Raw genomic sequence first — 25,594 nt, 5'->3', positions numbered from 1 at the left:
TGGCCCCATGGCTGATCGGGGAGCGAGTGCCCCGCCACTCCCGGAGGACTGGCCCGCCCACCCGGACCCGATCCTGGCGCTCAACCGCATGGGAAGCTTCGACTGGGACCTGGACGCGGGCCTCTTCCACATGGACGCCCAGGCCCACGAGGTGTTCGACCTGCTCCCCGAGGAATACGACGGCCGCGTGGAGTCCCTGTCGCTGCGGGTGCCGCCGCACGAGGCCGCCCGTCTCGACACGGTGGTCGCCAACGCCATCAAGGGCGGCAGCGAGACCTACGGCACCTACTTCCGCATCCACTGCCGCGACGGCACCTCCCGCTGGACCCACACCCAGGGCTACATCCGGCGCGACGGGACCGGACGGCCGCGCCGGGTCGTCGGCATCCTCCGCGACGCCACCCGGGAACTCGCCGACAGCGAGGCCCGCAGCCTGCGCGCCGCCCAGGACGAGGCCTTCCGCCAGCAGACCAGCGTCGTCCAGGTGACCTCCGCCGCCCTCGCGCACGCCCGCAGCGTCCAGGACGTCATCGACGTCGTCCAGGACACCCACGGCGTGCGCCACCTCGGCGCGGCCGGCGTGGTGATAGGCCTGGTGGAGGCCGGCCGGATCCGGCTCGCCGCCGAGGGCCCCGCCGACAGCTCCGGGCCCGGCACCCGGGTGACCCGGATCGACGAGCCGTACCCGATGAGCGAGGTCGTGTGCACGCTCACCCCGCGCTTCATCGAGTCCCCCGAGGAGTTCGCCGAGGGCTACCCGGTCCTGTGGCCGCACCTCACCGGCCTGCACATCACCTCCGCCGCCTACCTGCCCCTGATCGCCCAGGGCCGCCCGATCGGCGCCATGGGCCTGCTCTACAGCGACCGGCGCGGCTTCTCCGCCCAGGAGCGGACCGTGCTGGTCGCGCTCGGCAGCAGCATCGCGCAGAGCCTGCAGCGGGCCATGCTCTACGAGCAGGACAGGGACCTGGCCCAGAGCCTGCAGCAGGCGATGCTGCCCCGCACCATCCCCAGCGTCCGCGGCGCCGACGTGGCCGTGCGCTACCGCGCCGCCACCGCCGGGGGCGCCGTCGGCCGGGACATCGGCGGCGACTGGTACGACCTGATACCGCTGCCCGGCGGCCGGGTCGGCGCGGTCATCGGCGACGTGCAGGGCCACGACACCCACGCGGCGGCCGTCATGGGCCAGCTGCGGATCGTGCTGCGCGCCTACGCCGCCGAGGGCCACACCCCGGCCACGGTGATGGCCCGCGCCTCGGTCTTCCTGCACGAACTCGACACCGACCGCTTCGCCACCTGCCTGTACGCCGAGGCCGACCTGGCCACCGGCGTCGTCCAGGTGGTCCGCGCCGGGCACATCGACCCCCTGGTGCGGCACGCCGACGGCAGCTGCCACCGGGTCCCGGCCGAGGGCGGGCTGCCGCTCGGCCTGTCCGCCGAGTTCGGCCGCCTGGAGTACCCCGTCTCCACCCTCGAACTCGATCCCGGCCACACCCTGCTGCTGTGCACCGACGGGCTGGTCGAACAGCCCGGGGCCGACCTGGACGACGGCATGCGGGCCCTGGCCGGGTTCATCGCCAAGGGCCCCGAGGGGGTGCGCGACCTCGCCGACCGGCTGATCGAGGTGGCCGATGAGCGCGGCGGTGACGACGACGTGGCCCTGCTCCTGCTGCGCCGCCGGGTGCCGGAGACGTCGCGGGCCGGCGGCCGGCTCCAGCAGCGCGTGACCCCCGGCGACCCGGAGGCCCTCGCCGAGGCCCGGCACATGATCGGTGCCGCCGTCCGCTCCTGGGGCGCCCGGGACCGGGCCGACGAGATCGAGCTGGCCGCCGACGAACTGATCACCAACACGCTGATGCACACCGAGGGCTCGGCGATCCTCACCCTCAGGGTCGTCGACGACGGCGACCGCCGGCTGCGCGTGGAGGTCGAGGACTCCTCCAGCGCGCTGCCGCGCCGCCGGGAGGTGGGCGAGAGCGGGGTCTCCGGACGCGGGCTGCTCCTGGTGGAGCTGCTCGCCGACGGCTGGGGCGTGGAGGCGCGAGGCGGCGGCAAGGCCGTGTGGTGCGAGTTCCGGGTGCCGGCCGGTGCCGCCGGCTGAGCGGGCCGCCGGACGGCCCCGTGGACGTGCGCCGGAACCACCCCGGGCGGGACGGGCTGGGGGACCCCCTCACCGCGCACCCGGGCGGCGCGGGTACCGCCGTCAGCCGTCGGCGTCCCGGGGACCGGAGACCGGAGCGACGCCCCGCGGTCACCGCTGCCGGAGCGTGACCAGGCGCCGTCCGTCCGCGGCGCGCACCTCGTAGCGGGCGATCTCCCGCGGGTGCATCGAGGAGCCGCTCAGGGTCGTGGTCGTGGCGGTGGTGCGGGCGGGCACCCACCAGTCGCCGGCGGTCTGCTCGCTGCCGTCCCGGCCGACGGCCACGAGACGGCAGGTGTGCGGTCCCGAGCCGTCCCTGACCTCCAGCCGCAGCCGGCTGCCCGCCTCCGAGTCCTCGGCGGTGACCTGCGCCCACACCCCGGTGTGCGGATCGGTGGCCGCGGTGACGCGCACCTCCGGCTCCGCGCGACCGGCGAACGCCGTGATGCCCGGTCCGGCCACGGCCAGCACCACCGAGGCGGCCAGGCCGTACAGCAGGCGGCGGCGCCGGGCCCGGTGCCGGTGCGCGAGTTCGCCGAGGAGCCGCTCCAGCAGCCGGGGACCGGGCTGGGCCAGCGGGTGCACGAAGCGCGGGGTCGCGCGCCGGTACAGCAGCAGCTGCCGGGTGGTGGGGCCGAACCCGGTGACGTGTGCCGCGCACCGGGGGCACTCCATGAGGTGGTCCTCGAAGCGGAAGGCCTCCGCCTCGTCCAGCACGCCGAGCGCGTACGCGCCGACGTCGCGATGCCTTTCCAGGGACCTCATGCCGAATCCTCGTGCCGTGGGTGGGGGGTGACTGCGTGCACCCACCCGTACGCAGCGGACGGCGGAATCACTCAAGCCGCGCGCGGAACCGCGGTCGCGGGATCCGCAGCGGCCGGGCCCGTGGACCGGCCCGGTGTCCGCAGGACTCCGCGGGCCCAGGCCCGGCTCGGACCCGGTACGGACCGGCGGCTCAGAACAGGTGGATGGCGAGGTGCCCCAGGGGCAGTCCGAGCCGCCAGGCCGGCGTCCACACCTTCGGGCCGTCCTCCTCCCCGAACACCGCGCCGCCGCCGGGCACCGCGTCCAGGTCGGGCGCGAGCAGTTCGGTCTCCTGCAGCCAGCGCCACGCGTCCGCCGCCAGCGCCAGGTCCGGCGCGGGCGCGTCGGCCCCGGCCGCCTCGGCGGCCAGCTCGGTCAGCCGCCCGCGCACCCAGTCCTGCCACGGCTGGTCGTACGCCGTCAGCGACAGCCAGGTCTCCAGCTGCGAGACCACCCGGATGCCGGGGAGCTCGCCGTCGGTGTCGGACAGGAAGACGGTCAGCGCCAGCGCGTCCCGGCCGGCCCGGAACTCGAACGACGTCGGCGGCATCAGGTCGCCGGTGCGCAGCAGTTCGTCGGCGATGTACTCGGCGTACAACCAGGCCATCGGGACGACCAGGCCGTCACCATCGGTACCCTCCGTGTCGTCGTGCCCTCTGTACAGCATCCTTCCCTGCCTCCTCCGGTGCCTGCGCGTCGCCCGGACCCCCCGCCCGGAGCCCGGCCCGGGCTCCCGACCGGAACGCGGATGAGGACAGCTGATGGCCCGGACGGGGACGACAGCAAGGCGCTTTGCGAAGGCTTTGCCGCGCGCCCGGTTTCACCGCAGGTCGGTCGCGTAACCCGGAAGGACCCGCCGCAGGGCGCGCAGCGCGTAGTACGCGCGGGATTTCACGGTACCGGGCGGAATGCCGAGGATGTCCGAGGCCTCCGTCACGCTGGCCCCGCGGAAGTACACGAGGACCAGGACGTCGCGGTGCTCCGGGGTGAGGGTCCGCACGGCCCGCCGGACGTCCAGCGTCGCGACGGCCCGCTCGGCGTGGTCGGCGGTCACCCGCGCGTTCTCCGGCACCCCGTCGCCGATCTCGGCCGGGCGCGCCCGCCGGGCCCGCCGCGCGTCGATCGCCAGCCGCCGGGCGACGGTGAGCAGCCAGGGCCGTACGGAGTCGAAGGCGTCGGCGCGCAGGGCCTCCGGATGCTGCCAGGCGCGCACCAGGGTCTCCTGCACGAGGTCCTCGGCGCGCTGCCGGTCCCCGTCGCTCAGCCTGAGCAGCAGCGCGAACAGGAAGCCGCCGTGCTCGCGCTGGAGCGCGGCCAGCTCGTGCTCGGCGGTCGTCGTCCCGTGGGGAAGTGAGGTTCCGGCCGTCATGGCCGTATGTCAGCGCAGGCTGCGGCCGGCGGACAAGGAGCACGCACAGCTGTGCGACGGACGGTCGGATCGCGTCGGTGAACGGTCGGGCGAACGGTCCGTGACCGCAAGCGCACAGCGCCGGACGGGTTAAGGAAAGTCCCCGTTCCGTTTGTGCGGGCGGCCGGCTTCATACCCATGTCTTTGTCACGGCCACGTCTGTAAATACGACAACACTGGGGTGAGCTGATGATCGGACGCAGACAACGAGTGGCGCTGGCCCTGACCGCACTCCTCGCCGCGGCGGCCTCCTGCCAGAACCACGCGCGGCAGAACTCCGCCGGCGCGGGCCTCCCGGCACCGCCCGCCGCCCGCGGCTTCACCCTGGTCGCCTCCGGCGAGATCCTGCCGCACGCCTCCGTGACCGACCGGGCGCGCTTCGACGCCGGCGGCAGCGGCTACGACTTCCGCCCGATGCTCTCCGCCGCCGAACCCGCCGCCTCCCACGCCGACCTGGCACTGTGTCACCTGGGTGGCGTCTACGGCGCCGACGGCGACCACGGCGGCCCCGTGCCGGGAGCGCCGCCCCAACTCGCCCAGGGACTCACCGCCGCCGGCTACGACGGCTGCTCCACCGCCTCCGAGCACGCCCTGGACGACGGCGCCCCCGGCATCCGGCGCACCCTGGAGGCCATGGACCGGGCCGGCCTCCAGCACGCCGGCACCGCCCGCACCGACGCCGAGGCCGGCTCGGTCACGCTGCTGCGGGCGGGCCTGGCCAGGGTGGCGCACCTGGCGTACACCTACGCCACCGCCGGCCCCGGACTCCCGCCAGGCCAGCCCTGGGCGGTCAACCTGATCGACGAACAGCGGATCGTCTCCGACGCCCGCGCCGCCCGGCTGGCCGGCGCCGACGTGGTCGTCGTCTCCCTGCACTGGGGCACCGCCTGGCAGGACGCCCCCGACGCCGCGCAGGTCGCCCTCGCCGACCGGCTCACCGCCTCGCGGACCAACGGGCGCCCGGACGTGGACCTGATCCTCGGTACCCACGCCCACGTCCCGCAGGCGTACGAGAAGGTCAACGGCACCTGGGTGGTCTACGGCCTGGGCGACCAGATCGCCGGCGAGATGTACAACGACCGGGGCGTGCGGGACTCGCGCGGCAACGAGTCCACCCTCGCCCGCTTCACCTTCGCCCCGCCCACCCGGCCCGGCGGCCGCTGGCGGGTCACCCGGGCCGAGTTCGTCCCGCAGATGTACGACCTCGACGCCGGCCGGGTCGTCGACGTCGACCGGGCCATCGCCCGGGGCGCCGACCTGCACGGCGTGCGCGACCGCATCCGGGACGTCGTCCTCAGCCGGGGCGCGGCCGGGGACGGGCTCGTCACGGGGCGGTGACCCCCCGGTCCGGCCCGGTGCCGCTCACCCGGCCCGCCGGCCTCCGGCGAGCGCCGAGCGGCGGTAGGAGTAGCCGAAGTAGATCAGACAGCCGATCAGGAACCACACGGCGAACCGCGCCCAGGTCTGCCACTGCAGGAACGTGATCAGCCAGACCGAGAAGACGACACCCAGCGCGGGCACGAACGGCATCCACGGCGTGCGGAAGGTGCGCGGCAGCTCCGGCTGCCGGTAGCGCAGCACGATCACCGCCGCGCACACCACCACGAACGCCAGCAGGATGCCGATGTTGGTCAGCTCGGCCGCCTGCCCGATCGGGACGAACCCGGCGATCAGCGCCGAACCCGCGCCGACGATCCAGGTCACCCGGGTCGGCACGTGCCGCGTCGGATGGGTCCTGGCGAACCACCGGGGCAGCAGCCCGTCCCGGGACATGGAGAACCACACCCGGGTCACCCCCAGCATGAAGGTGAACATCACCGTGAGGATGCCGATGATCGCACCCACCGCGATCACGTCCGCGAGACCGCTCAGGCCCACCGACTTGAACGCCGTCGAGAAGCCGCTCTCCGGGTCGATGCGCCGGTAGTCCTGCATGCCCGTCAGCACCAGGCACGCCGCCACGTACAGCACCATCGAGATCGCCAGCGAGTAGACGATCGCCTTGGGCATGTGCCGCTGCGCGTCCTTCGACTCCTCGGCCGCCGTGGACATCGCGTCGTAGCCGAACACCGCGAAGAACACCGTCGCCGCGCCGGTGAACGCCCCGCCCACGCCGAAGGGGAAGAACGGGCGGTAGTTGCCGGTGTCGAGGTGGAACACCCCCACTCCGACCACCAGCAGCACCACCAGCACCTTCAGCGCGACCACGAACGTCTCGAAACGGGCCGCGCTGCGGATGCCCAGGTTGAGCAGGTAGGCGATCAGCAGGCACAGCACGGCCGCGAACAGGTCGACCCGGCGCCCGTGCCCGGTGCCGGGCGCCCCCAGCATCCAGGCGGGCAGGTTCGCGCCCATCTCCTCGACCAGGAAGCTGAAGTACCCGGAGATGCCGATGGCGACCACGGCGACGATCGCGGTGTACTCCAGCAGCAGGTCCCAGCCGATGAACCAACCCGCGAACTCGCCGAGCACCGCGTAGCCGTAGGTGTACGCCGAGCCGGCCTTCGGGATCAGTCCCGCGAACTCGGCGTACGACAGCGCCGCGCAGGCACTCGCGAGACCGGCGATCAGGAACGACACCAGCACCGCCGGCCCGGCCGTGCCGTTCGCCACCGTGCCGGCCAGCGTGAAGATGCCCGCGCCGATGATGCCGCCCACGCCGATGGCGGTGAGCTGCCACAGGCCGAGCGACCTCTCCAGCCCGGTGCCCTCGCCGGCCTCGGTCTCCTCGACGAACTCGATGGGTTTGCGGCGGAGAATTCCCTCACCCATGCGGAGCTTGGCCATGCGCCTCACCTCTTCGCCGAAGGCAAACGGCTGATGGCGGAACATGATGGCTCAGGGCGGCCCCGGACGGAAGACGCCACGCACGGGCCGGAGCCCGGGCACCGCCGGCGCACCGGACGGGGCCGCGGTCCCGTGGGCCGGCCGCCCCGCGCAGCCGCCGTCCGCGGTCCCCGACCCGCGCCGCGGCCCCCGGCCGGCGTCCCGCTCCCGGCGGGCCCACCCGCGCCCGCGCCGGCCTTACGGAACGACCGTCACCGGCCAGCGCCCCGCCTTCACCAGCCGGATCGCCACCGAGCCGATGATGCGGTGCCCGGCCTGCTCCGAGGCGCCCACCACCACCGCGTCCGCCTTCAGCTCGTCGGCCGCCTTCACCAGACCGTTGTAGGGATCGCCGCGGAAGGTGTGGAACTCCCAGCGCACGTCGAATATCCCCTTGACCCGTTCCGCGGCCTCCCGGATCTGCGTGATCAGGTCCTCGGCGATCTCGTCGGTCGTCTCTGCCACCGGTGCACCGAGCGCCGCCCCGGCCGCCAGCACCGGCTGCACGTACACGACGGCCAGCAGTGCGTGCTGCCGCCGGGCCAGACCACCGGCGTACGCGGCGGCGCGCAGCGAGGACTCCGAGCCGTCCACCCCGGCCAGGATGACCTTCGGGCCGTCCGTGCCCCGCTCGAAGCGGTACGCGGGCCGCTCGTGTCGTTCGTGCTGTTCCGTCACGGCGGTGAGGTTATCGGAACCACTGGCTCCGTCCAGTGCGCGGGCCGCTCGCAGGGCGGGCCGGCGGTGCCCTCCCCCCGGCCGGAGCGGCTCCTTCCGGACCTGGTGCGCCGTGACCCGCGGAGCACCGGCGGAGGGGCCACGGGCGGGGACCACGGAGTCCCGGTCGCCGAAGTCCGGGCGGCGGCCCGGGAACCGGGCGTGCGCGGCCCCCGGCCGGTCCCCTTGCACGAAACAACGGTGAAAGGGGGCACCCGAAGACCGGGCGGCGGCCCGTCACCACTGCGGGCCCCGTCCGTCCCGGCGGCGCTCGGCCCCGACGGAGGGGACGGGACCGGACCCGTCGCCCCGGACGCGGACCCGCACGACCGGGCCCGCGTCCGGGACGCCCCTTCGCACACCGGCCGCTCCGGCGGGTCCGCCGCCGCTGGAGAGGAGGGCCGAGCGGGGCTCTCGCGCAGGTGGAAGGACGTACGCCGACCGAGTGCAATGCTCCCGCCGCACCGGTGTCGCTGCGGTACGGCGCAGTCCCGCCGGGCGACTGATGGGTGATGCAGAAGGATCACTTGTTCACGCGGCGCCGGATCCTGCTCACCGGCGCCGCAGCGCTGGGAGCCGCGGGCGCCGCGGGAGTGGTCGTGGAGGGCGGCGGGACACAGTCCCCCACCCCCGCCCCCGTCCCCGGCCCCCAGGCGCGCCAGGTGCTCGGGCCCTCCGCCTTCCGGCTCCGGCCACTCACCGGATACGGCCCCCCGCGCCCCGTCCCCGGCAGGCCCGAGGTGCGGCACGAACCCATCCTGCGCCTCTCCGGACGCGGCCGGCACATGGTGCTGACCTTCGACGACGGCCCCCACCCGGACTACACCCCGCACATCCTGGACACACTGGCCCGGTACGACGTGCGGGCGATGTTCTTCGTGTGCGGGGAGATGGCCGTCGACAACAAGGGCCTGCTGGCCCGGATGGCCGACGAGGGGCACGTGGTCGGCAACCACACCTGGACGCACCCCCTGCTGACCACCCTCGACCGCGGGGAGATCCGCTCCGAGATGGAGCGCACCAGCGACGTCATCGAGGACGCCTACGGCGAGCGCCCCCAGTGGTTCCGCGCGCCCTACGGCGCCTGGAACCGCGCGGCCTTCCAACTCGGCGCCGACATGGGCATGGAGCCGATGGCCTGGACCGTCGACAGCCTCGACTGGACCGCCCCGGGCACCGACACCGTCGTCGACCGGGTCGAGAGCGGCGCCGCCCCCGGCGTCGTGGTGCTCTCCCACGACGCCGGGGGCGACCGTTCCCAGAGCGTCCGCGCGATCCGCCGGTACCTGCCGCACCTGATCGGCTCCGGCTACCACTTCACCGTGCCGCGCCGCCGGCTCGGCTGACGGGCCCCGCCCGGCCGTTGCGGTCAGCGCACCGCGGCCAGGCGGGCGAAGACGACGACGTTGCCGTCGTAGCCGTTCTGCTTGGTGAAACCACCGCCACAGGTGATCACCCGCAGCTCCGGCGTGCCCTTCGAGCCGTAGACGCGGTCACCGGGGAATTTGCTCTTCTCGAAGACCTCGACCCCGTAGATGTCGAAGACCGCGGTCTTCCCGTCCTGGCGCAGGATCTCGACCCTGTTCCCCTTCTTCAGGGCCCCGAGCCCGTAGAACACGGCCGGTCCCTGCTGGTTGTCGACGTGCCCGACGACGACGGCCGTGCCCTTCTCACCCGGGGAGACCGCGCCGGTGAACCAGCCCGCCAGGTTGGGGTCCTCCGGCGGCGGCGCGCCCACCCAGCCGGCCGCGTCCAGACCGACGGGCACGGCCGGCGCGTCGACCCGGATCGCGGGGATCCGCACCCGGTCGGCCGCGGAGAACGGCAGCGGGGCCGGGGCGGCCGCGGACGTGTCCGCCACCGCGCGGCCGTCCGGGGCGGCCGCGGACGCGGGTTGCGGAGGGCCGGTGCCGAACTCCCCCGAACCGTTGCGCATGAGCGCCAGGCCGGTCAGCAGGAGGAGCGCCACCACGCCCCACGGGGCACGCCTCCTCCGTCGCTCCTCCTCGGCCAGCTCGGCCAGCTCGGACGCAGACATTCGCCATCCCCTCTCGACGCGGCCCGCCGCCACGTCCGTCGCGCATGGGAAAACGCTAAATCCCGTGCGGACCGCGGGCCACGGGGCGGCGGGCGAACGGGTGGCGCACCGCTGCGCCGGTGCGCCATCCGAGTTGCGGCACGCGGGAAAAATCTGACGGGCCGTGACCTGCGGCAATATCTGATTATGTGGTTTTCCGTCGGCGTGTTGGCTCACCAGGACGGACCATTCTCGACATGCGGGCGTGTTCCGGGCGTCCGAGGGTCGTTCCGGGAGGTGCTTTCTCGCCGATCGACCGGGAACGGGAACCCGGGTGCCTTCCGCGGAGGATCACATGCGAAACCAACGTGCCCTGGCGGCCACGTGCACCGCGGTCGCCGTCCTCGGGCTCGCCGTCCCCGTGGCCGTCGCGGACGGCATGGGCAACGGGGGCGGCCCGTCCACCAACACGGGCACCGGCCCGGACAACGGCAGCTTCAGCGGCACTTTCAGCGGCCACTTCGGGAACGGGGACTGGAACGGTAACGGGAACGGCGCCGGGAACGGAAACCACAACGGCAACGGCAACGGTGCCGGGAACTGGAACGGCAACGGCGCCGGGAACGGTGCCGGGAACGGAAACCACAACGGGAACGGGAACGGTGCCGGGAACTGGAACGGCAACGGCGCCGGGAGCGGAAACCACAACGGCAACGGGAACGGCAACGGGAACGGGAACGGGGACTGGAACTGGAACGGGAACGGTGCCGGGAACGGAAACCACAACGGCAACGGCAACGGCAACGGTGCCGGGAACGGAAACCACAACGGCAACGGTGCCGGGAACGAGAACCACAACGAGAACGGCAACGGCAACGACAACAACGGTAATGGGAACAACGGCAACGGGAACTGGAACGGCAACAACGGCAACAACGGCAACGGCGAAGGCAATTGGAACGGGAACAACGGCAACAACGGCCGGGGTGACGACTCCGGGGGCCGCGGTGACGACTTCGGCCAGGGCGGTGACTTCGGGGGCCACGGCGACGGCAACCTGCGCAACATCGTCGCCTCGCCGGGCGTGGTAGCCGCCGGCGGCCGGATCACCGTCACGGTCGAGGGCTGCCGCGGCGGCACCATGTCCTCCCGCGCCTTCCGCGCCACCCGGCTGACACCGGCCCGCGACGACACCTCGCGGGGCGTCGCCGCCATCGACCGCGACACCCGTCCAGGCCGCTACGACATCACGGTCAACTGCAACGGACGCACCCTCACCCGCCCGAGGGCCTTCACCGTGCTCGGCGGAGTCCAGGGCGGTGTCGGCGGCAGCAGCTCCAGCGGTGCCACGCCCACCGACGTGGTCATCGGCGGCGGACTCGTGGCCACCGCGGTGATCGGCGGTGGCGCGCTCTGGCTGCGCCGCCGCCGTGAGAAGCGGATCTGACCGGGCCCCGGCCCCCTTCCCGCCGGAGCGCAGCGCACGTGGCACCCCGAACATCCGCATGTCGGCGGTCCGTCGCCCCGGTCCCGCGAGGGGACCGGGGCGACGGACCGCCGGGGGAAGCAGCCGCGGCCGGGACGCCCCGTCCTATCCGCCGGCGCCCGGGAAGAGGCTGAGGAACGGCTCCGCCGTCGCCGCGATGCCCCGGCTGTAGGGCGCGTCGAAGTCCCAGATGAGGAAGAGCATGAAGGAGATGGTGGCGGAGAACAGCCCGGCCAGGACCAGTTCCCGCGCGGTGCGTCTGATCTGCAGCACGAAGACCATGCCGATGGTGATGACGGCCCCGGTGAGCAGCCCCCACCACACCACGGGCGGCATGGTCGCCCCGGTGGAGTCGGCCCGCGCGTTGCGCGCCTGGTCGGCGGCGGCCATCTGGTCCAGCACGGGCTGGTAGGCCTGCGCCTCGAAGTCGTTCGCCGGCCGGTGGTCCGTGACGTCCCGGCGGACCCGCTCCAGCAGATCGGTGCCGCGGTCCGTGAGCCGGCCGTGATCCGTCATCGCCTTCCACTCGGTGGTCACGACGTGTCCGACATAGGTGTTGACATCGTTCCGGATGCGGTCACGCACCTCCGGCGGGTAGACCCGGACCCGCTCGGAGATCTCGTGCAGTGCCTGGGCCTCGGCCTGCACGTGGTCCTGGGCGGCGCTGCGCGCCTCCCACACGCCGGCGATGGCCAGGCCCAGGACGATGGCGTACACGACGCCGATCCACATCGTCATGTACTCGATGACGTCGGGGGTCTCGCTGGGGTCCTCGTCCTGCGGGGCCCGTTTGTGCCGTACGACGGTGGTGACGACCACGACGGCACAGGCCCCCAGCATCGCGAGGACGAGAACAAGCCAATCCGACAAGTGGTGCCTCCAGGGAAGGGGGCCGGCGCGTCAGCGCGGGCGCAGCGCCGCGACGGCGACGATCGCCGGGATGGTGATGAGCAGGACGTAGGTGACCGGCGAGGTGGGCGAAGGCGGGGCGTGGGCCGTGTGCCGGGGGTGGTACGCCGGGTAGCTCACCGGGGTCGCGGCGGGGCGCGGGGCGGGCTCGGCCGGCGGGGCCGGGGTGGGTGGCGCAGGGGGCGCGGGGACCGGCCGGGGCGCGGGTGCCGCCGGGGCCGGCCGGTCGGGTGGCGGGGCGTGCGGAACCGGTGTCGGCCGTGGCGGAGGCGCCGGTGTGGGTGTCGGCGTGGGTGTCGGCGTGGGCGTCGGCGTGGGCGTCGGCCGGGGCGGCGGGGTCGGTGTCGGCGGAGTCGGTGTCGGCGTGGGGGGCGGTGACGGCGTCGGTGTCGGCGGACAGGGCGGCGGGGTGGGCCTCGGGCACGGCGGGTGGGGCCAGTGGTGCCCCCCGCCCGCCGAGGCCACCGCCACCGCGCCGCCCGGGCCCGTGGAGGCGTACGCGCAGGCGTCGGCGGACGCCGTGCCGGCCGGGCAGCCCACCAGGGTCCAGGTCAGCGTCAACAGGGCCAGCACCCGGACGGCAGGGGCGCATCGGATCGCTTCGGGTCCTCGCACGACGGAGATCATGAGGCCCACAGCGCCGGCCGTACTCCGGAGTGCACCACGATTGACCCGAAGGGAGGACAAGAGGCGCTCCGGGGTTTGGCACGCCGAACCGACCGACGCGCCCTCCCCGTACACCTGTACGACCTTCCCGGCGGCGGCCCCTTGACGGCGTCCGGGAAGAAAGTCACGCCCGGGTTGAACGCCCGGTCCCCTCCGCCGCGTACCCATGGCCGTGCGGCGGCGCGGCAAGGCGCTGCGCCATCCAGGCAGATATGGGGAGCTGACGATGAAGACCTCCTGGCGGGCCGCCTCACTGGTGGCCGCGGCCGCTTCGGTGCTGGCGCTGACGACGGCATGCGGTCAGGACAGCGCCACGACCCCGGCCTCGGCGGCCCGGAACGTCGGCGCCACGGCCGCGGCGGGCGACTACGGCGGCTCCGCGATCGGCGCGGGCAGCGGCTACGGGGCCGACGGCGGCCAGAGCTCGGCCCCGCCCGCTCCCGCGGGCCGGCTGTCCGTGGCCCCCGATCCCGGCCTGGGCAAGGTCCTGACCGACGGCTCCGGCCTCACCCTGTACCGCTTCGACAAGGACACCGCCCGTCCGCCCAAGTCGAACTGCGCCGGTGACTGCGCCACCACCTGGCCGCCGGTGCCCGCCGACGACGCCACCGCCGGTGCCGGCGTCGACGAGGCGCTGCTCGGCGAGGTCACCCGCGCCGACGGCAGCAAGCAGCTCACCGTCGCCGGCTGGCCCGCCTACCGCTATGCCAAGGACGCCGCCTCCGGTGACGTCAACGGGCAGGGGGTGGGCGGCACGTGGTTCGCGCTCGCGCCCACCGGCAAGAAGGCGAAGCGGTCCGACCTGCCCGGCCTGTCCGTGCGCAAGGACCCGAAGCTGGGGGACGTCGTCGTCGACCGGAACGGCATGACGGTCTACCGCTTCATGAAGGACGAGGCGTGGCCGAAGTCCGTCTCCCGCTGCACGGGCGCCTGCCTGGAGAAGTGGCCCGCGGTCGCGCCGGTCGCGGCCGATGACACCGAGGGCGTCCGGAAGAAGGGCCTGATGGGCTTCACCCGGCCCGACGGGGTCAAGCAGATGACGGTCAACTGCTGGCCGGTCTACACCTTCTCCGGCGACAACGCCCCGGGCGACACCGACGGCCAGGGCGTGGGCGGCACGTGGTACGCCGTCGCGCCCGACGGCAAGCCGGCCGGGGAACCGGGCAACTAGGGCCCCCGTTCGGATCCTGCCGGGCCCGCGGGGTCCGGCCCGATCCGGAGGAAAGGCCCCGGGACCACCGCCCCGGGGCGGGACCGCCCCGCCCGGCCGGCGCGCGACCTACGGTCCGCCCCCTCCGCACCGCTCGGAGGGGGCGGACCGCTGTGCGCCCGGGCACACACCGGGGTCATACGGGCACTTGCCGCAGGCAGTGACCGGGAACGGATGGTCAATTTCCGTTTGGACTCGCCCCTTTGGCGGGCGATCAGTAGCCTCAGCTCGAACACGGGATCGCCTGTCCCTGCCGCCTACGCCTTGGAGAGATACATGGAGCGTCCTGCCTGGGCTCCCAGGAGCATCGACATCTCGGTGCCCAGCGTTTCCCGTATCTACGACTACTACCTGGGCGGTTCGCACAACTTCGAGGTCGACCGGGAGGCGGCCCGCAAGGTAATGGAGTACCTGCCGGGTCTGCCGAAGACCATGCAGGCCAACCGGGCTTTCCTGCGCCGGGCCGTGCGTTTCGCGGCCGCGGAGGGCATCACCCAGTTCCTCGACATCGGCTCCGGCATCCCGACGTTCGGCAACGTCCACGAGGTGGCCCGGGCCGCCGCGCCGGAGGCCCGGGTCGTGTACGTCGACCACGACCCGGTGGCCGTGGCGCACAGCCAGGCCGTGCTGCAGGGCAACGAGCGGGCCGACGTCATCGCCGCCGACCTGCGCAAGCCGCAGGAGATCCTCGCCAGCCCCCGGTTGCAGCACCTGATCGACCTGAACCGGCCGGTGGCCCTGCTGCTCGTTGCCATACTGCACTTCGTGGAAGACGCGGACGACCCGTACGCTGCGGTGGCCGAACTGCGCGAGGCACTCGCACCCGGCAGTCTGCTGATCCTCACCCACGCCTCGTACGAGGGAATGCCCCTGCCCGCGGAGCGGGCCGAGGGCGCGGTGGACGTGTACAAGGACATTCGCAACCCGCTGATCATGCGCTCGCGCGACGACGTCGCGCGGTTCTTCGAGGGGTACGACATGGTGGAACCCGGACTGGTGCCGCTGCCGCTCTGGCGTCCGGAGTCGGCGCCCGAGGACGAGGACCCGTTCGCCTTCTCCGGGCTCGCAGGTGTGGGGCGTTCGGCGTGAGCACGGAACCGGACGGGCCGGAGGACAGACTGCGCCGGCTGACGACGATCTGGAGCCGGGCGGTCTACCCGGTCACCTCCACGTCGCTGACCCGGGTCGAGTTCGAGGCGCGGCTCCTGCCGCTCGCACGCCGACTGAGCGGCCTGCTGCGCGCCCGGAACTTCGACGCCGAGGTGGCCAAGGCGGTCGGCGCCGCGCTGGTCGAGGCGCACTGCACCGATCCCGAGGCGCTCAGCCGCACCCTGGACTGCGTCGACGCCTACCTCGTCCTCTACTGCGGTGACGACGGCCCGCAGGACGAATTGCGCATGCGGACCTCCCGGATGCAGCACGCCATGGCCGCCGGGTACGCGCAGGCCCTGCGCGCGCGGACGCTCGCCGAACAAGAGGCCATCGCCCAGGCCGCGTTGCAGGCGCAGGGCGTGGTGGCGCAGGCGCTGCACGCCAGCGAGGCCCGCTTCCGCGCGGTCTTCGAGGGCGCCGCCATAGGGATCGGCATCGCCGACCTCGACGGCAACGTCCTCCAGGTCAACAAGGCGCTGCTGCGCATGTTCGGGCTCCCCGAGCAGTCCCTGCGCGGCCGGCAGGTGCTGGACTGGACGCATCCCGAGGACGCCCCCCAGACGTGGCGGCTCTACGACGAACTCGTGCGCGGCGAGCGCGAGCACTACCACGTCGAGAAGGCGTTCAACCGCCCCGACGGCACGGTCCTGTGGACCAACCTGACCGTCTCCCTGCTGCGGGACCCCGACGGCAACCCGCAGTACCAGCTCGCCCTCATGGAGGACACCACCGAGCGGCGCCTGCTCAACCTCCGCCTGCGCTACGAGGCCACGCACGACGCGCTCACCGGCCTGCCCAACCGCACCCTGTTCTTCGAGCGCCTGGAGAAGGCCCTGAACGCGGGCGAGGGCCAGCGCTTCGGCCTGTGCTACCTCGACCTGGACGGCTTCAAGACCATCAACGACAGCCTCGGCCACGCGGCCGGCGACCGGCTGCTGGTGGAGGTCGCGGACCGGCTCCAGTCCTGCGCCACCGCGCCCGGCGAGATGGTCGCCCGGCTCGGCGGCGACGAGTTCGTGGCGCTGACCACCGGCCCCGACACCCAGCGCGAGGTCGACGAACTGGCCGAGCGCATCATGAACGCGCTGGTCACGCCGATCAGCATCGACGGCCGGGACCTGCTGGTGCGCGGCAGCCTCGGCATCGTCGAGGGGCCGGCCGGGGAGCGCACGGCGGCCGAGGTGCTGCGCAGCGCGGACATCACCATGTACCGGGCCAAGTCGGCGGGCGGCAACCGCGCCGAACTCGCCGACCCCGAGGCCGACGCCCGCACCATCACCCGGCACGGTCTGACCACGGCCCTCCCGACGGCGCTGGAACGCGGTGAGTTCTTCATCGAGTACCAGCCGCTCGTCCACCTCGGGGACGGCAGCGTCCGGGGCGCCGAGGCCCTGGTGCGCTGGCTGCACCCGCAGCACGGGGTCCTCGGGCCCGACCGCTTCATCCCGCTCGCCGAGCACACGGGCCTGATCGTGCCGCTCGGCCGCTGGGTCCTGGAGGAGTCCGTCCGCCAGGCCCGTGCCTGGCGCGAGCGCGAGCGGGCGGCGGGCCCGCTGCGCATCAACGTCAACCTGTCCCCCTGCCAGCTCAGCCATCCCGGCCTGGTCCAGGACACGGTCGACATCCTGGAACGCGCGGGCGTCACCCCGGACGCGCTCTGCCTGGAGGTCACCGAGTCGGCCCTGATCGGCGCCGACGACGACCTCCTCAAGCCCCTGCGCCGGCTCGCCGAGATGGGCGTCGACATCGCCCTGGACGACTTCGGCACCGGCTACTCCAACCTGGCCAACCTGCGCCGCCTGCCGGTGAGCGTCCTCAAACTGGACCGTTCCTTCACCCAGGGCATGCAGCAGTTCCCGGCCGACCCCGTCGACCTGAAGATCGTCGAGGGCATCGTCTCCCTCGCCCACAGCCTCGACCTCGCGGTGACCGTGGAGGGCGTGGAGACGAGCGCCCAGGCCGAACAGCTCCGCGTCCTGGGCTGCGACACCGCCCAGGGCTGGTACTACGCCCGTCCGGGCCCCCCGGAAAGGCTGCACGACCTGGCGCTGGCGGACACCACGGGCTGACCGGCACCCCCTCCCGCCAGGGAGGGGCGCGGCCGGTCCCCGCGACCCGCACCCCGCACCGGCGCGGAACGGCACCGGCGCGTCCGTGGAGGGGCACGGGGGAACGGCGCGACTGCGCCCCCTGCGGCCCGCACCGACGCTCCCCGCACCGACGCTCCCCGCACCGACGCTCCCGGGCACGGGCTCCCTCACCGTTCGAGCAGCATCCGCTGCAACTCCCTCGCGGCCCGGGGCGGAGCCACGTCGCTGCGGTGGGCCAGCGCGATGACCCGGTGCAGCCCCGGCCGAGCCAGCGGGGTGACCCTCAGCCCCCGCCCGGCCCGCGCGGCCACCATCCGGGGCACCACGGCCACCCCCAGCCCCGCCCGCACGAACCCCAGCACCGCGTCCATCTCGCCGCCCTCCACCGAGAACTCCGGCTCGAACCCCGCGGAGCGGCACGCGGCGACGGTCAGCTCCCGCAGGTCGTACCCGTGCCGGAACATCACCAGGCGTTCGCCCGCCAGGTCCCCGACCTCGACCGCCCGGCCGTCCCGCCCGGGCGCCGGCACCTCGGGGGAGGACACCACCACCAGGTCCTCCCGCAGCAGCTCCACCGCCGTCAGCGCGGGCGCCGGCGCGGGCAGCGGCAGGACGACCAGGGCGAGGTCGAGGGCGCCGCGGGCCAGCTCCCGGACGAGGTCGTGCGAGCCGCCCTCCTCGATGAGCAGCCGGATGCCGGGATAACGGTCGTGGAAGGCGCGCAGGACGTCCGGCAGCAGGCCCGTGCACAGGCTCGGTGTCGCGCCGAGCCGGACCCGCCCCCGGCGCAGCTGCACCAGCTCCTGCACCTCGTGGCGGGCCGTGTCCGCGTCGGCGAGGATCCGCCGGGCCAGCGGCAGCAGGGCCTCGCCCGCGTCGGTGAGGGTGATGTTCCCCCGGGCCCGCAGGAACAGGTCCGCGCCCAGCTCCCGCTCCAGCGCCTTGACCTGCTGCGACAAGGAGGGCTGGGCCACGTGGACCCGTTCGGCGGCCCGGGTGAAATGCCGGGTTTCGGCTACGGCCACGAAATACTGGAGCTGCTGGAACTGCATCCTGCGACAATAGCTCCTGCCTATGGAAACGAGCCGGGCCATGTCTTGGACTGATCGGCGTCTCCGGTCCTAACGTGCTGTGTCATGGCACTCGCAACGCGGACGGACCGGCGGCCGTCCATGGCGCGCACGATGTGGGACAGCTCCGTCGGCAAGAAGACGGTGATGGCGGTCAGCGGTCTGATCATGCTGCTGTACCTGATCGCGCACATGATCGGGAACCTGAAGATCTACTTCGGGGCGGGCGAGTTCAACCACTACGCCCACTGGCTGCGCACCGTGGGCGAGCCCTTCATGCACTACGAGTGGACGCTCTGGCTCATCCGGATCGTCCTCGTCGTCGCCGTGGTCGCCCACGCCACCTCCGCCTACCAGCTCAGCCGCCGCGACATCAGGGCCCGACCCGGCAAGTACGTGCACACCCGGCCCCGGGCGAGCTACGCGACCCGCACGATGCGCTGGGGCGGGATCATCCTCGGCCTGTTCATCGTCTGGCACGTCCTCGACCTGACCACCGGCACCGTGCACTCCGGCGGCTTCCAGCCGGGCCACCCGTACCAGAACGTCGTGGACACCTTCTCCACCTGGTACGGCAACGTCGTCTACATCGTCGCGATGCTCGCGCTCGGCCTGCACATCCGGCACGGATTCTGGAGCGCGGCGCAGACCCTCGGCGTCGGCAGCCGCGCCCGCGACCGCGCCCTGAAGACCGCCGCCAACGTCCTCGCGCTGCTGCTCACGGCCGGCTTCGTCGCCGTACCCGTGGGCGTCATGACCGGAGTGGTGAGCTGACATGACTTCCTACGCCGACTACACGACCGCAGAGCCGGTCGCCGACACCAAGGCCCCGTCGGGCCCCGTCCACGAGCGCTGGGACAAGCGCCGCTTCGAGGCCAAGCTGGTCAACCCGGCCAACCGCCGCAAGCACACGGTCATCGTCGTAGGCACCGGCCTGGCGGGCGGCTCCGCCGGCGCCACCCTGGCCGAGCAGGGCTACCGCGTCGTCCAGTTCTGCTACCAGGACTCCCCGCGCCGGGCCCACTCGATCGCCGCACAGGGCGGCATCAACGCGGCGAAGAACTACCGCAACGACGGAGACTCCGTCCACCGCCTGTTCTACGACACCGTCAAGGGCGGCGACTTCCGCGCCCGCGAGTCCAACGTGCACCGCCTCGCCCAGATCTCCGTGGGCATCATCGACCAGTGCGTGGCCCAGGGCGTGCCGTTCGCCCGTGAGTACGGCGGCCTGCTCGACACCCGCTCCTTCGGCGGCGTCCAGGTCTCGCGCACCTTCTACGCCCGCGGCCAGACGGGCCAGCAGCTCCTGCTCGGCGCCTACCAGGCGCTGTCCCGGCAGATCGCCGCCGGGAACGTGGAGCTGCACCCGCGCACCGAGATGCTGGACCTGATCGTCGTGGACGGGCGGGCGCGCGGCATCGTGGCCCGGGACCTGATCACCGGCCGGATCTCCACGTACTTCGCCGACGCCGTCGTCCTGGCCAGCGGCGGATACGGCAACGTCTTCTACCTGTCGACCAACGCCATGAACTCCAACGCGACCGCCATCTGGCGGGCGCACCGGCGCGGTGCCTACTTCGCCAACCCCTGCTTCACCCAGATCCACCCCACCTGCATCCCGCGCACCGGCGACCACCAGTCCAAGCTGACGCTGATGAGCGAGTCCCTGCGCAACGACGGCCGCATCTGGGTGCCCAGGGCCAAGGGTGACGACCGCCCGCCGAACGAGATCCCCGAGGACGAGCGCGACTACTACCTGGAGCGCATCTACCCGTCCTTCGGCAACCTGGTCCCGAGGGACATCGCCTCCCGCGCCGCGAAGAACGTCTGCGACGAGGGCAGGGGCGTCGGCCCCGGCGGACAGGGCGTCTACCTGGACTTCGCCGACGCCATCCGGCGCATGGGCCGCAGGGCCGTCGAGGCCAAGTACGGCAACCTCTTCGAGATGTACCAGCGCATCACCGACGAGGACCCGTACCAGGTGCCGATGCGCATCTACCCGGCCGTGCACTACACGATGGGCGGTTTGTGGGTCGACTACGACCTGCAGACCACCGTTCCGGGGCTGTTCGCGATCGGGGAGGCCAACTTCTCCGACCACGGCGCCAACCGGCTCGGCGCCTCCGCGCTGATGCAGGGCCTGGCCGACGGCTACTTCGTGCTGCCGGCCACCATCAACGACTACCTGGCCCGCAATCCCCACCAGGAACCGGTCACCGACGAGCACCCGGTCGTGCAGGAGGTGCTGGCGGAGACCGAGGACCGCCTGAACCTGCTGCTGGCGGTCGACGGCGACCGCACGCCCGACTCCTTCCACCGCGAACTGGGCGAACTGATGTGGGAGTTCTGCGGCATGGCCCGCTCCGAAGCCGGGCTGCGCAAGGCCCTGGAACGGATCCCCCGGATCCGCGAGGAGTTCTGGCGGCGCATCAAGGTGCCCGGCACCGGCGAGGAGTTCAACCAGTCGCTGGAGAAGGCCAACCGCATCGTCGACTACCTCGAACTCGCCGAGCTGATGTGCCTCGACGCGCTGCACCGCTCCGAGTCCTGCGGCGGTCACTTCCGCGAGGAGTCCCAGACCCCGGACGGCGAGGCGGCCCGCAGGGACGACGAGTTCGCCTACGCGGCCGCCTGGGAGTTCACGGGGACGGGCCAGGCCCCGGCCCTGCACAAGGAAGACCTGGTCTTCGAGTACGTCCACCCCACCCAGCGGAGCTACGCATGAAGCTCACCCTGCGCGTCTGGCGGCAGAAGAACGCCGACTCCGACGGCGCGATGTCCACGTACGAGCTGGACGGCATCTCGTCCGACATGTCCTTCCTGGAGATGCTGGACGTCCTCAACGAGCAGCTCATCCTGTCGGGGGAGGAGCCCGTCGCGTTCGACCACGACTGCCGCGAGGGCATCTGCGGTGCCTGCTCGCTCGTCATCAACGGCGAGGCGCACGGCCCCGAGCGGACCACCGCCTGCCAGCTGCACATGCGGTCCTTCCGGGACGGCGACACCATCGACATCGAGCCGTGGCGGGCCGCCGCGTTCCCGGTCATCAAGGACCTGGTGGTCGACCGCTCCGCGTTCGACCGGATCATCCAGGCCGGCGGGTACATCACCGCGCCGACCGGGTCCGCGCCGGAGGCACACGCCACGCCGGTGCCGAAGGCCGACGCCGACTTCGCCTTCGAGCACGCCGAGTGCATCGGGTGCGGGGCCTGCGTGGCGGCGTGCCCCAACGGGGCGGCGATGCTGTTCACCTCCGCCAAGGTCAACCACCTCAACGTGCTGCCGCAGGGGGCCCCCGAGCGGGAGACGCGGGTGCTGGACATGGTGACGCAGATGGACTCCGAGGGCTTCGGCGGATGCACGCTGGCCGGCGAGTGCGCGACCGTCTGCCCGAAGGGCATCCCGCTCATGTCCATCACCAGCATGAACAAGGAATGGCTGCGGGCCGCCCGCAAGTCGGGCAAGAGGTAACGCCGCCCGGGGCCGTGGGAACGCCGCGACCGCTCGCGCCCGCACGGGCGGGCCGTACGCCGGCGCGGCCCCGCGCCCGTCGGGAGCGGTGCGGTGAACGTCCGCCGGCAGGCGGACGGGCGGGGCCGGAGTGGTGCTCATCCCGGCCCCGTCTGGCTTTCCCGGCGGGCCGCCACACCGTCCAGCGGTCCCCGCACCCGCACCCCCGCCACCGGTCGCGCGCACGCCGCCCGGCTCCCAGGAGCGTCGCCGCGCCCCGGCACGGACGGTGCCCGGGGCCGGGGACGACTTCCCGAGCCGGGCACGTCGCGCTCAGGTCTGCGGTGGCCGGTCCTGAGGGTTGCCGTACTCGTCCCTCAGCTTGTCCTGGCCGGTGTCGACCTGCGACCGGTACTTGTTCCCGGTGCGCTGGTCGAGGTAGTCCCCGCCCCTGTCGATGCCCTTGTCGGCCGTGTTCTCATGGCCCTTGAGCATGCCCTTGATCTTGTCCATGAAGGACATGGCGGCCCTCCTCGTCGTTTGGGGCTTCCCTCCCAGGGTCACCGGGCCGCGCCGTCCCCGCATCTCGGGGCGCTCAGCGCGCGGGCGTGAAGAGCGCGGCGAGCCGCCGGTGGGAGTCCAGCAGGGCCGTGCGGTCGTAGGTGCTGGTGGTGACCAGGACCTCGTCCGCGGCCGTGTCCTCCAGCACCGCCTCCAGCTCGTCGGCGACCTGCTCCGCGGTGCCCGCGACGTGCCCGGCGAGTCCGGAGGCGTACCACTCGCGCTCCTTGGCGGTCATCGTGCGGGCCGCCACCTCCCCGGCGGGGACCAGGGGCGGGAAGGTGCCGTGGGTCCGGGAGTACGCCATGGACCAGGCCTCCGGGACCAGCAGCCGGCGCGCCGCCTGCGCGGTGGCGGCGACCGCCACGGTGCCGGAGACCACCACGTACGGCTCGCCGGCCCAGGGGGAGGGGCGGAACGAGGAGCGGTACCGGTCGATGCCGCGCAGCAGCTTCTCGCGGTCGCGCAGGTCGCCGATGACCACGGGCAGCCCCGCCTCGGCGGCGATCCGCGCGCCCTCGCCCACGGCCAGCACGAACGGCGGCACGGCGAGGCCCTCCGCGGGACGGGCGCGCACCCCGGTGGGCGAGGTCCCGGCGAACCAGCCGAGCAGCTCGCCGAGCTGTGCCGCGAAGTCCTCGGCGTCCCCCCTGCCCCGCCCGAGGGCCCGGCGCACCCCGTCGGTGAAGCCGACGGAACGCCCGAGGCCCATGTCGATCCGCCCCGGGAACAGCGACTCCAGCACGCCGAACTGCTCGGCCACCACCAGGGGCTGGTGATTGGGCAGCATGACCCCGCCGGTGCCGACCCGGATCGTGCGGGTCGCGGCGGCCACGGCGGCGGCGAGCACCGTCGGCGCGGACCCGGCGACCCCGGGCACGCCGTGGTGCTCGGACACCCAGAAGCGGTGGAATCCGAGTCCCTCCGCCTCGCGCGCCAGCGCGACGGTGTCCCGCAGCGCCTCGGCGTCCGTGTGCCCGGCGCGGATACGGGAACGGTCGAGGAGGGAGAACCTGGTCCGGGCGATCACTGCGCTCATGCAGGGTTCAACGCCGCCGCCGTCCCAGGATTCCCGCGGTTCCCCGCCACCGGGACGGGCCGGGTCCGCCGGCCGGGGCGGCCGCGTGCCGGCCCCGGCGCCCGCCCGCCGTGTCCGCCCCCGCCGGCACCCTCACCGGCACCGCGCACCGGCAGCACTCCCCGCGGGGCGTCCGCGGAAGCGGGACCCGTCCTCCGTCGCCGCGCCCGGGGACGCACCGCTCGCCGAAGGGGGTCGCCCGCGCGGGCGAGGCCGCCCACCGGGCCGGGCGGCCCGAGCGCGCCCGGGCCGGCTTCCTCGCCCCCGATGCCCGGGCCGGGCGCCCTCAGTCGCCGTCCTCGAGGCGGAAGCCCACCTTCAGACCCACCTGGTAGTGCTCGATGCGCCCGTTCTCGATCTGTCCGCGGACCTGTGTGACCTCGAACCAGTCCAGGTTGCGCAGGGTCTGGTCGGCGCGGGCGATGCCGTTGCGGATGGCCTGGTCGACGCCCTCGTGCGAGGTGCCGACGATCTCGGTGACCCGGTAGGTGTGGTTCGACATGCGGGTGCTCCTCTCCCCGGTGGGGCCGGGACGTGCCACGGCACACTCCACGGTGCCCCATCCCCGGGTGGCGCGCGAGGTGTCGCAGCCCGTCGCGCCGCCGTACCTCCGGGTAGCGCTTGACCTACGCATTGGTCCATACCAAAATCCGGAACACCCGTACGAGAGCCCCGTCTCGCCCCCCCGCGTCGGGCCCCCTTCCACCTGTCCGCACCGCCCGGGCACGACAGAACAGGACCCCTCGTGAAACGTCGCCTGCTCGCCCTCCTCTGCGCCACCGGCTCGCTCGTCAGCGCCTGCGGGCTCCTCCCGGGCGAACACGGACGCCACACGGTCACCGTGTGGTTGATGAAGGACAGCGCCTCGAAGGCGTTCCTCCGGCGCTTCACCGAGGACTTCGAGCGCACCCACCACGACCTGCGCCTGGACATCTGCATCCAGGAGTGGACCGGGATCGTGGACAAGGTCGCCAGGGCCCTCGACTCCCACGCCGGCGACGCCCCCGACGTCATCGAGGTCGGCAACACCCAGGTCCCGCTCTACGTCCAGGACGGCAGGCTCGCCGACCTGACCCTGGAATCGATCCGGGACTGGGGCAAGGAACACTGGCTGCCCGGTCTCGCCGAGCCCGGCAAGGACGGCAACAGCCAGTACGGCGTGCCCTGGTACGCGGCCAACCGGGTGGTCGTCTACCGCAGGGACCTCTTCGCCCGGGCCGGCATCACCGCCGTGCCGAGGACCCGCGAGGAGTGGCCGGCCGCCACCGAGAAGCTCAACGCGGACGGTAACCAGGGCATCTACCTCGCCGGGCAGGACTGGTACACCCTCTCCGGCTTCGTCTGGGACGAGGGCGGCGAACTCGCCGAGGCGAACGACTACCAGTGGCGCGGCACCCTGGACACGCCGGCCGCACTGCGCGGCATGGACTTCTACCGCCGGCTCCAGGCGCTCGGCGCGGGGCCCGCGGACGCCGACGAGGAACACCCGCCCCAGGCCGGGGTCTTCGCCCGCGGCAGGGTGGCCCAGATCATCGCCGTACCCGGACTCGCCCAGTCGATCGTCCGGCAGAACCCCGAACTGAAGGACGAGCTGGGCTACTTCCCGGTGCCCGGGAAGACCGCCGCCCGGCCCGGGACCGTCTTCACCGGCGGCTCCGACCTGGTCGTGCCGCAGAACACCGACGACCAGTTCGCCGCCACCGCCGTGATCGGCGCGCTCACCGGCGCCAAGTGGGACACCGAACTGGCCCGCACCATGAACTACGTGCCCAACAAGACCACGCTGGCGGACGCGGTGGCGGGGGAGGAGGGGGTCGCCGCCATGGCGGCGGGCGCCGCGCACGGCCGGGCGACCCCCAACACCCCCCAGTGGGCCGCGGTCGAGGCCGACAACCCGATCAAGGGGTACATGAGCAGGGTGCTCGGCGGGGCCGACCCGGCCGTCGAGGCCCGCCGCGCCTCCCGCAGGATCACCGAACTGCTCGGCGTGCCCGCGGCCTGACCCGGCCC

Annotated in this window: 23 protein-coding genes and 1 pseudogene; 11 read left to right on the top strand and 13 right to left on the bottom strand. The window is 73.3% G+C overall.

Annotation, left to right across the window (positions count from 1 at the left end; translation table 11 throughout):
- Positions 1–7 precede the first annotated feature (7 nt).
- A complete protein-coding gene (locus QQY24_RS04105; protein ID WP_301971289.1) occupies positions 8–2,101 on the top strand; it encodes a SpoIIE family protein phosphatase in 2,094 nt (697 codons plus the stop codon).
- A gap of 150 nt (positions 2,102–2,251) precedes the next feature.
- Here the strand turns inward: QQY24_RS04105 and QQY24_RS04100 are convergent, their stop codons facing one another.
- The 3 genes from QQY24_RS04100 to QQY24_RS04090 all read right to left on the bottom strand — a co-directional run bounded on the left by QQY24_RS04100 (position 2,252) and on the right by QQY24_RS04090 (position 4,313).
- Positions 2,252–2,905, bottom strand: a complete 654-nt coding sequence (locus QQY24_RS04100; RefSeq protein WP_301971288.1) for a zf-HC2 domain-containing protein — start codon at positions 2,903–2,905, stop codon at positions 2,252–2,254.
- Positions 2,906–3,095: 190 nt separating this feature from the next.
- Entirely contained in the window at positions 3,096–3,611 is a 516-nt protein-coding gene (locus tag QQY24_RS04095) for a hypothetical protein (RefSeq protein ID WP_301971287.1), read from the bottom strand.
- 153 nt (positions 3,612–3,764) lie between these two features.
- Positions 3,765–4,313: a sigma-70 family RNA polymerase sigma factor gene (locus tag QQY24_RS04090; RefSeq protein WP_301971286.1), complete on the bottom strand. Its 549-nt coding sequence runs from the start codon at positions 4,311–4,313 to the stop codon at positions 3,765–3,767.
- 228 nt (positions 4,314–4,541) lie between these two features.
- Between QQY24_RS04090 and QQY24_RS04085 the strand changes: the two genes are divergently transcribed.
- Positions 4,542–5,690, top strand: a complete 1,149-nt coding sequence (locus QQY24_RS04085) for a CapA family protein (protein ID WP_301971285.1) — start codon at positions 4,542–4,544, stop codon at positions 5,688–5,690.
- 24 nt (positions 5,691–5,714) lie between these two features.
- On the opposite strand, the gene QQY24_RS04080 is transcribed toward QQY24_RS04085, so the two are convergent.
- Positions 5,715–7,139 (bottom strand): amino acid permease, encoded by a 1,425-nt coding sequence (locus QQY24_RS04080; protein ID WP_301971284.1) that lies wholly within the window; start codon positions 7,137–7,139, stop codon positions 5,715–5,717.
- 237 nt (positions 7,140–7,376) lie between these two features.
- Positions 7,377–7,856, bottom strand: a complete 480-nt coding sequence (locus QQY24_RS04075; RefSeq protein ID WP_301971283.1) for a universal stress protein — start codon at positions 7,854–7,856, stop codon at positions 7,377–7,379.
- Between the two features lie 551 nt (positions 7,857–8,407).
- On the opposite strand from QQY24_RS04075, the gene QQY24_RS04070 reads away from it, so the two are divergent.
- On the top strand, positions 8,408–9,241 hold the full coding sequence (locus tag QQY24_RS04070; RefSeq protein WP_301971282.1) for a polysaccharide deacetylase family protein: 834 nt from the start codon (positions 8,408–8,410) through the stop codon (positions 9,239–9,241).
- A gap of 23 nt (positions 9,242–9,264) precedes the next feature.
- Here QQY24_RS04070 and QQY24_RS04065 read toward each other — a convergent pair whose 3' ends face one another.
- Complete coding sequence (locus tag QQY24_RS04065) at positions 9,265–9,933, bottom strand: class F sortase (RefSeq protein WP_301971281.1); 669 nt, start codon at positions 9,931–9,933, stop codon at positions 9,265–9,267.
- Between the two features lie 330 nt (positions 9,934–10,263).
- On the bottom strand, positions 10,264–10,890 hold the full coding sequence (locus tag QQY24_RS34680; protein ID WP_367657976.1) for a hypothetical protein: 627 nt from the start codon (positions 10,888–10,890) through the stop codon (positions 10,264–10,266).
- A 53-nt stretch (positions 10,891–10,943) separates the two neighbouring features.
- Here QQY24_RS34680 and QQY24_RS04060 point away from each other — a divergent pair.
- Positions 10,944–11,359, top strand: a pseudogene (locus QQY24_RS04060) (hypothetical protein); the annotation flags it as partial.
- Positions 11,360–11,503: 144 nt separating this feature from the next.
- Here the strand turns inward: QQY24_RS04060 and QQY24_RS04055 are convergent.
- Both QQY24_RS04055 and QQY24_RS04050 read right to left on the bottom strand, forming a co-directional pair.
- Positions 11,504–12,268, bottom strand: coding sequence for a DUF4239 domain-containing protein (locus QQY24_RS04055; protein ID WP_301971280.1), 765 nt, complete (start codon positions 12,266–12,268; stop codon positions 11,504–11,506).
- Between the two features lie 30 nt (positions 12,269–12,298).
- Positions 12,299–12,427: a hypothetical protein gene (locus tag QQY24_RS04050; RefSeq protein WP_301971279.1), complete on the bottom strand. Its 129-nt coding sequence runs from the start codon at positions 12,425–12,427 to the stop codon at positions 12,299–12,301.
- A gap of 772 nt (positions 12,428–13,199) precedes the next feature.
- On the opposite strand from QQY24_RS04050, the gene QQY24_RS04045 reads away from it, so the two are divergent.
- From QQY24_RS04045 to QQY24_RS04035, 3 genes are all read left to right on the top strand, one after another.
- On the top strand, positions 13,200–14,144 hold the full coding sequence (locus QQY24_RS04045) for an SCO0930 family lipoprotein (protein WP_301971278.1): 945 nt from the start codon (positions 13,200–13,202) through the stop codon (positions 14,142–14,144).
- Positions 14,145–14,459: 315 nt separating this feature from the next.
- Positions 14,460–15,272, top strand: coding sequence for an SAM-dependent methyltransferase (locus QQY24_RS04040; protein WP_301971277.1), 813 nt, complete (start codon positions 14,460–14,462; stop codon positions 15,270–15,272).
- The gene (locus QQY24_RS04035) at positions 15,269–17,404 is read left to right on the top strand and encodes a bifunctional diguanylate cyclase/phosphodiesterase (RefSeq protein WP_301971276.1); all 2,136 of its coding nucleotides are present in this window, start codon (positions 15,269–15,271) and stop codon (positions 17,402–17,404) included. The genes QQY24_RS04040 and QQY24_RS04035 overlap by 4 nt, the downstream gene beginning before the upstream one ends.
- 188 nt (positions 17,405–17,592) lie before the next feature.
- Here the strand turns inward: QQY24_RS04035 and QQY24_RS04030 are convergent, their stop codons facing one another.
- Complete coding sequence (locus QQY24_RS04030) at positions 17,593–18,477, bottom strand: LysR family transcriptional regulator (protein WP_301971275.1); 885 nt, start codon at positions 18,475–18,477, stop codon at positions 17,593–17,595.
- Positions 18,478–18,597: 120 nt separating this feature from the next.
- Between QQY24_RS04030 and QQY24_RS04025 the strand changes: the two genes are divergently transcribed.
- Genes QQY24_RS04025 through QQY24_RS04015 form a run of 3 tightly spaced genes read left to right on the top strand, consistent with a single transcriptional unit; the run spans position 18,598 to position 21,966 of the window.
- Complete coding sequence (locus QQY24_RS04025) at positions 18,598–19,269, top strand: succinate dehydrogenase (RefSeq protein ID WP_301976135.1); 672 nt, start codon at positions 18,598–18,600, stop codon at positions 19,267–19,269.
- Between the two features lies 1 nt (position 19,270).
- A complete protein-coding gene (locus tag QQY24_RS04020) occupies positions 19,271–21,220 on the top strand; it encodes a fumarate reductase/succinate dehydrogenase flavoprotein subunit (RefSeq protein ID WP_301971274.1) in 1,950 nt (649 codons plus the stop codon).
- Positions 21,217–21,966: a succinate dehydrogenase/fumarate reductase iron-sulfur subunit gene (locus tag QQY24_RS04015; RefSeq protein WP_301971273.1), complete on the top strand. Its 750-nt coding sequence runs from the start codon at positions 21,217–21,219 to the stop codon at positions 21,964–21,966. Before QQY24_RS04020 ends, QQY24_RS04015 begins: the two co-directional genes overlap by 4 nt.
- 312 nt (positions 21,967–22,278) lie before the next feature.
- On the opposite strand, the gene QQY24_RS04010 is transcribed toward QQY24_RS04015, so the two are convergent.
- The 3 genes from QQY24_RS04010 to QQY24_RS04000 all read right to left on the bottom strand — a co-directional run bounded on the left by QQY24_RS04010 (position 22,279) and on the right by QQY24_RS04000 (position 24,086).
- The gene (locus QQY24_RS04010) at positions 22,279–22,467 is read right to left on the bottom strand and encodes an antitoxin (protein WP_301971272.1); all 189 of its coding nucleotides are present in this window, start codon (positions 22,465–22,467) and stop codon (positions 22,279–22,281) included.
- Between the two features lie 73 nt (positions 22,468–22,540).
- Positions 22,541–23,545, bottom strand: coding sequence for an MsnO8 family LLM class oxidoreductase (locus QQY24_RS04005; RefSeq protein WP_301971271.1), 1,005 nt, complete (start codon positions 23,543–23,545; stop codon positions 22,541–22,543).
- Between the two features lie 325 nt (positions 23,546–23,870).
- Positions 23,871–24,086 (bottom strand): dodecin, encoded by a 216-nt coding sequence (locus tag QQY24_RS04000; protein ID WP_014676440.1) that lies wholly within the window; start codon positions 24,084–24,086, stop codon positions 23,871–23,873.
- Between the two features lie 243 nt (positions 24,087–24,329).
- Here QQY24_RS04000 and QQY24_RS03995 point away from each other — a divergent pair, with 243 nt between their 5' ends.
- On the top strand, positions 24,330–25,586 hold the full coding sequence (locus QQY24_RS03995; protein ID WP_301971270.1) for an extracellular solute-binding protein: 1,257 nt from the start codon (positions 24,330–24,332) through the stop codon (positions 25,584–25,586).
- Positions 25,587–25,594 lie beyond the last annotated feature (8 nt).

Source organism: Streptomyces sp. TG1A-8, from assembly GCF_030499535.1.
In the GTDB taxonomy this organism is placed as follows: Bacteria; Actinomycetota; Actinomycetes; order Streptomycetales; family Streptomycetaceae; genus Streptomyces.
The sequence above is the reverse complement of the archived record's forward strand: the minus strand, read 5'-3'. Positions and strand labels throughout refer to the sequence as shown.

Coding starts and splice junctions, on each gene's coding strand:
- QQY24_RS04020 (WP_301971274.1), top strand. CDS start 19,271: ATGACTTCCTACGCCGACTACACGACCGCAGAGCCGGTCGCCGACACC.
- QQY24_RS04090 (WP_301971286.1), bottom strand. CDS start 4,313: ATGACGGCCGGAACCTCACTTCCCCACGGGACGACGACCGCCGAGCAC.
- QQY24_RS04070 (WP_301971282.1), top strand. CDS start 8,408: ATGCAGAAGGATCACTTGTTCACGCGGCGCCGGATCCTGCTCACCGGC.
- QQY24_RS04045 (WP_301971278.1), top strand. CDS start 13,200: ATGAAGACCTCCTGGCGGGCCGCCTCACTGGTGGCCGCGGCCGCTTCG.
- QQY24_RS04005 (WP_301971271.1), bottom strand. CDS start 23,545: ATGAGCGCAGTGATCGCCCGGACCAGGTTCTCCCTCCTCGACCGTTCC.
- QQY24_RS04010 (WP_301971272.1), bottom strand. CDS start 22,467: ATGTCCTTCATGGACAAGATCAAGGGCATGCTCAAGGGCCATGAGAAC.
- QQY24_RS04000 (WP_014676440.1), bottom strand. CDS start 24,086: ATGTCGAACCACACCTACCGGGTCACCGAGATCGTCGGCACCTCGCAC.
- QQY24_RS04080 (WP_301971284.1), bottom strand. CDS start 7,139: ATGGCCAAGCTCCGCATGGGTGAGGGAATTCTCCGCCGCAAACCCATC.
- QQY24_RS04065 (WP_301971281.1), bottom strand. CDS start 9,933: ATGTCTGCGTCCGAGCTGGCCGAGCTGGCCGAGGAGGAGCGACGGAGG.
- QQY24_RS04095 (WP_301971287.1), bottom strand. CDS start 3,611: ATGCTGTACAGAGGGCACGACGACACGGAGGGTACCGATGGTGACGGC.
- QQY24_RS04100 (WP_301971288.1), bottom strand. CDS start 2,905: ATGAGGTCCCTGGAAAGGCATCGCGACGTCGGCGCGTACGCGCTCGGC.
- QQY24_RS04015 (WP_301971273.1), top strand. CDS start 21,217: ATGAAGCTCACCCTGCGCGTCTGGCGGCAGAAGAACGCCGACTCCGAC.
- QQY24_RS04085 (WP_301971285.1), top strand. CDS start 4,542: ATGATCGGACGCAGACAACGAGTGGCGCTGGCCCTGACCGCACTCCTC.
- QQY24_RS04030 (WP_301971275.1), bottom strand. CDS start 18,477: ATGCAGTTCCAGCAGCTCCAGTATTTCGTGGCCGTAGCCGAAACCCGG.
- QQY24_RS04025 (WP_301976135.1), top strand. CDS start 18,598: ATGGCGCGCACGATGTGGGACAGCTCCGTCGGCAAGAAGACGGTGATG.
- QQY24_RS04040 (WP_301971277.1), top strand. CDS start 14,460: ATGGAGCGTCCTGCCTGGGCTCCCAGGAGCATCGACATCTCGGTGCCC.
- QQY24_RS04105 (WP_301971289.1), top strand. CDS start 8: ATGGCTGATCGGGGAGCGAGTGCCCCGCCACTCCCGGAGGACTGGCCC.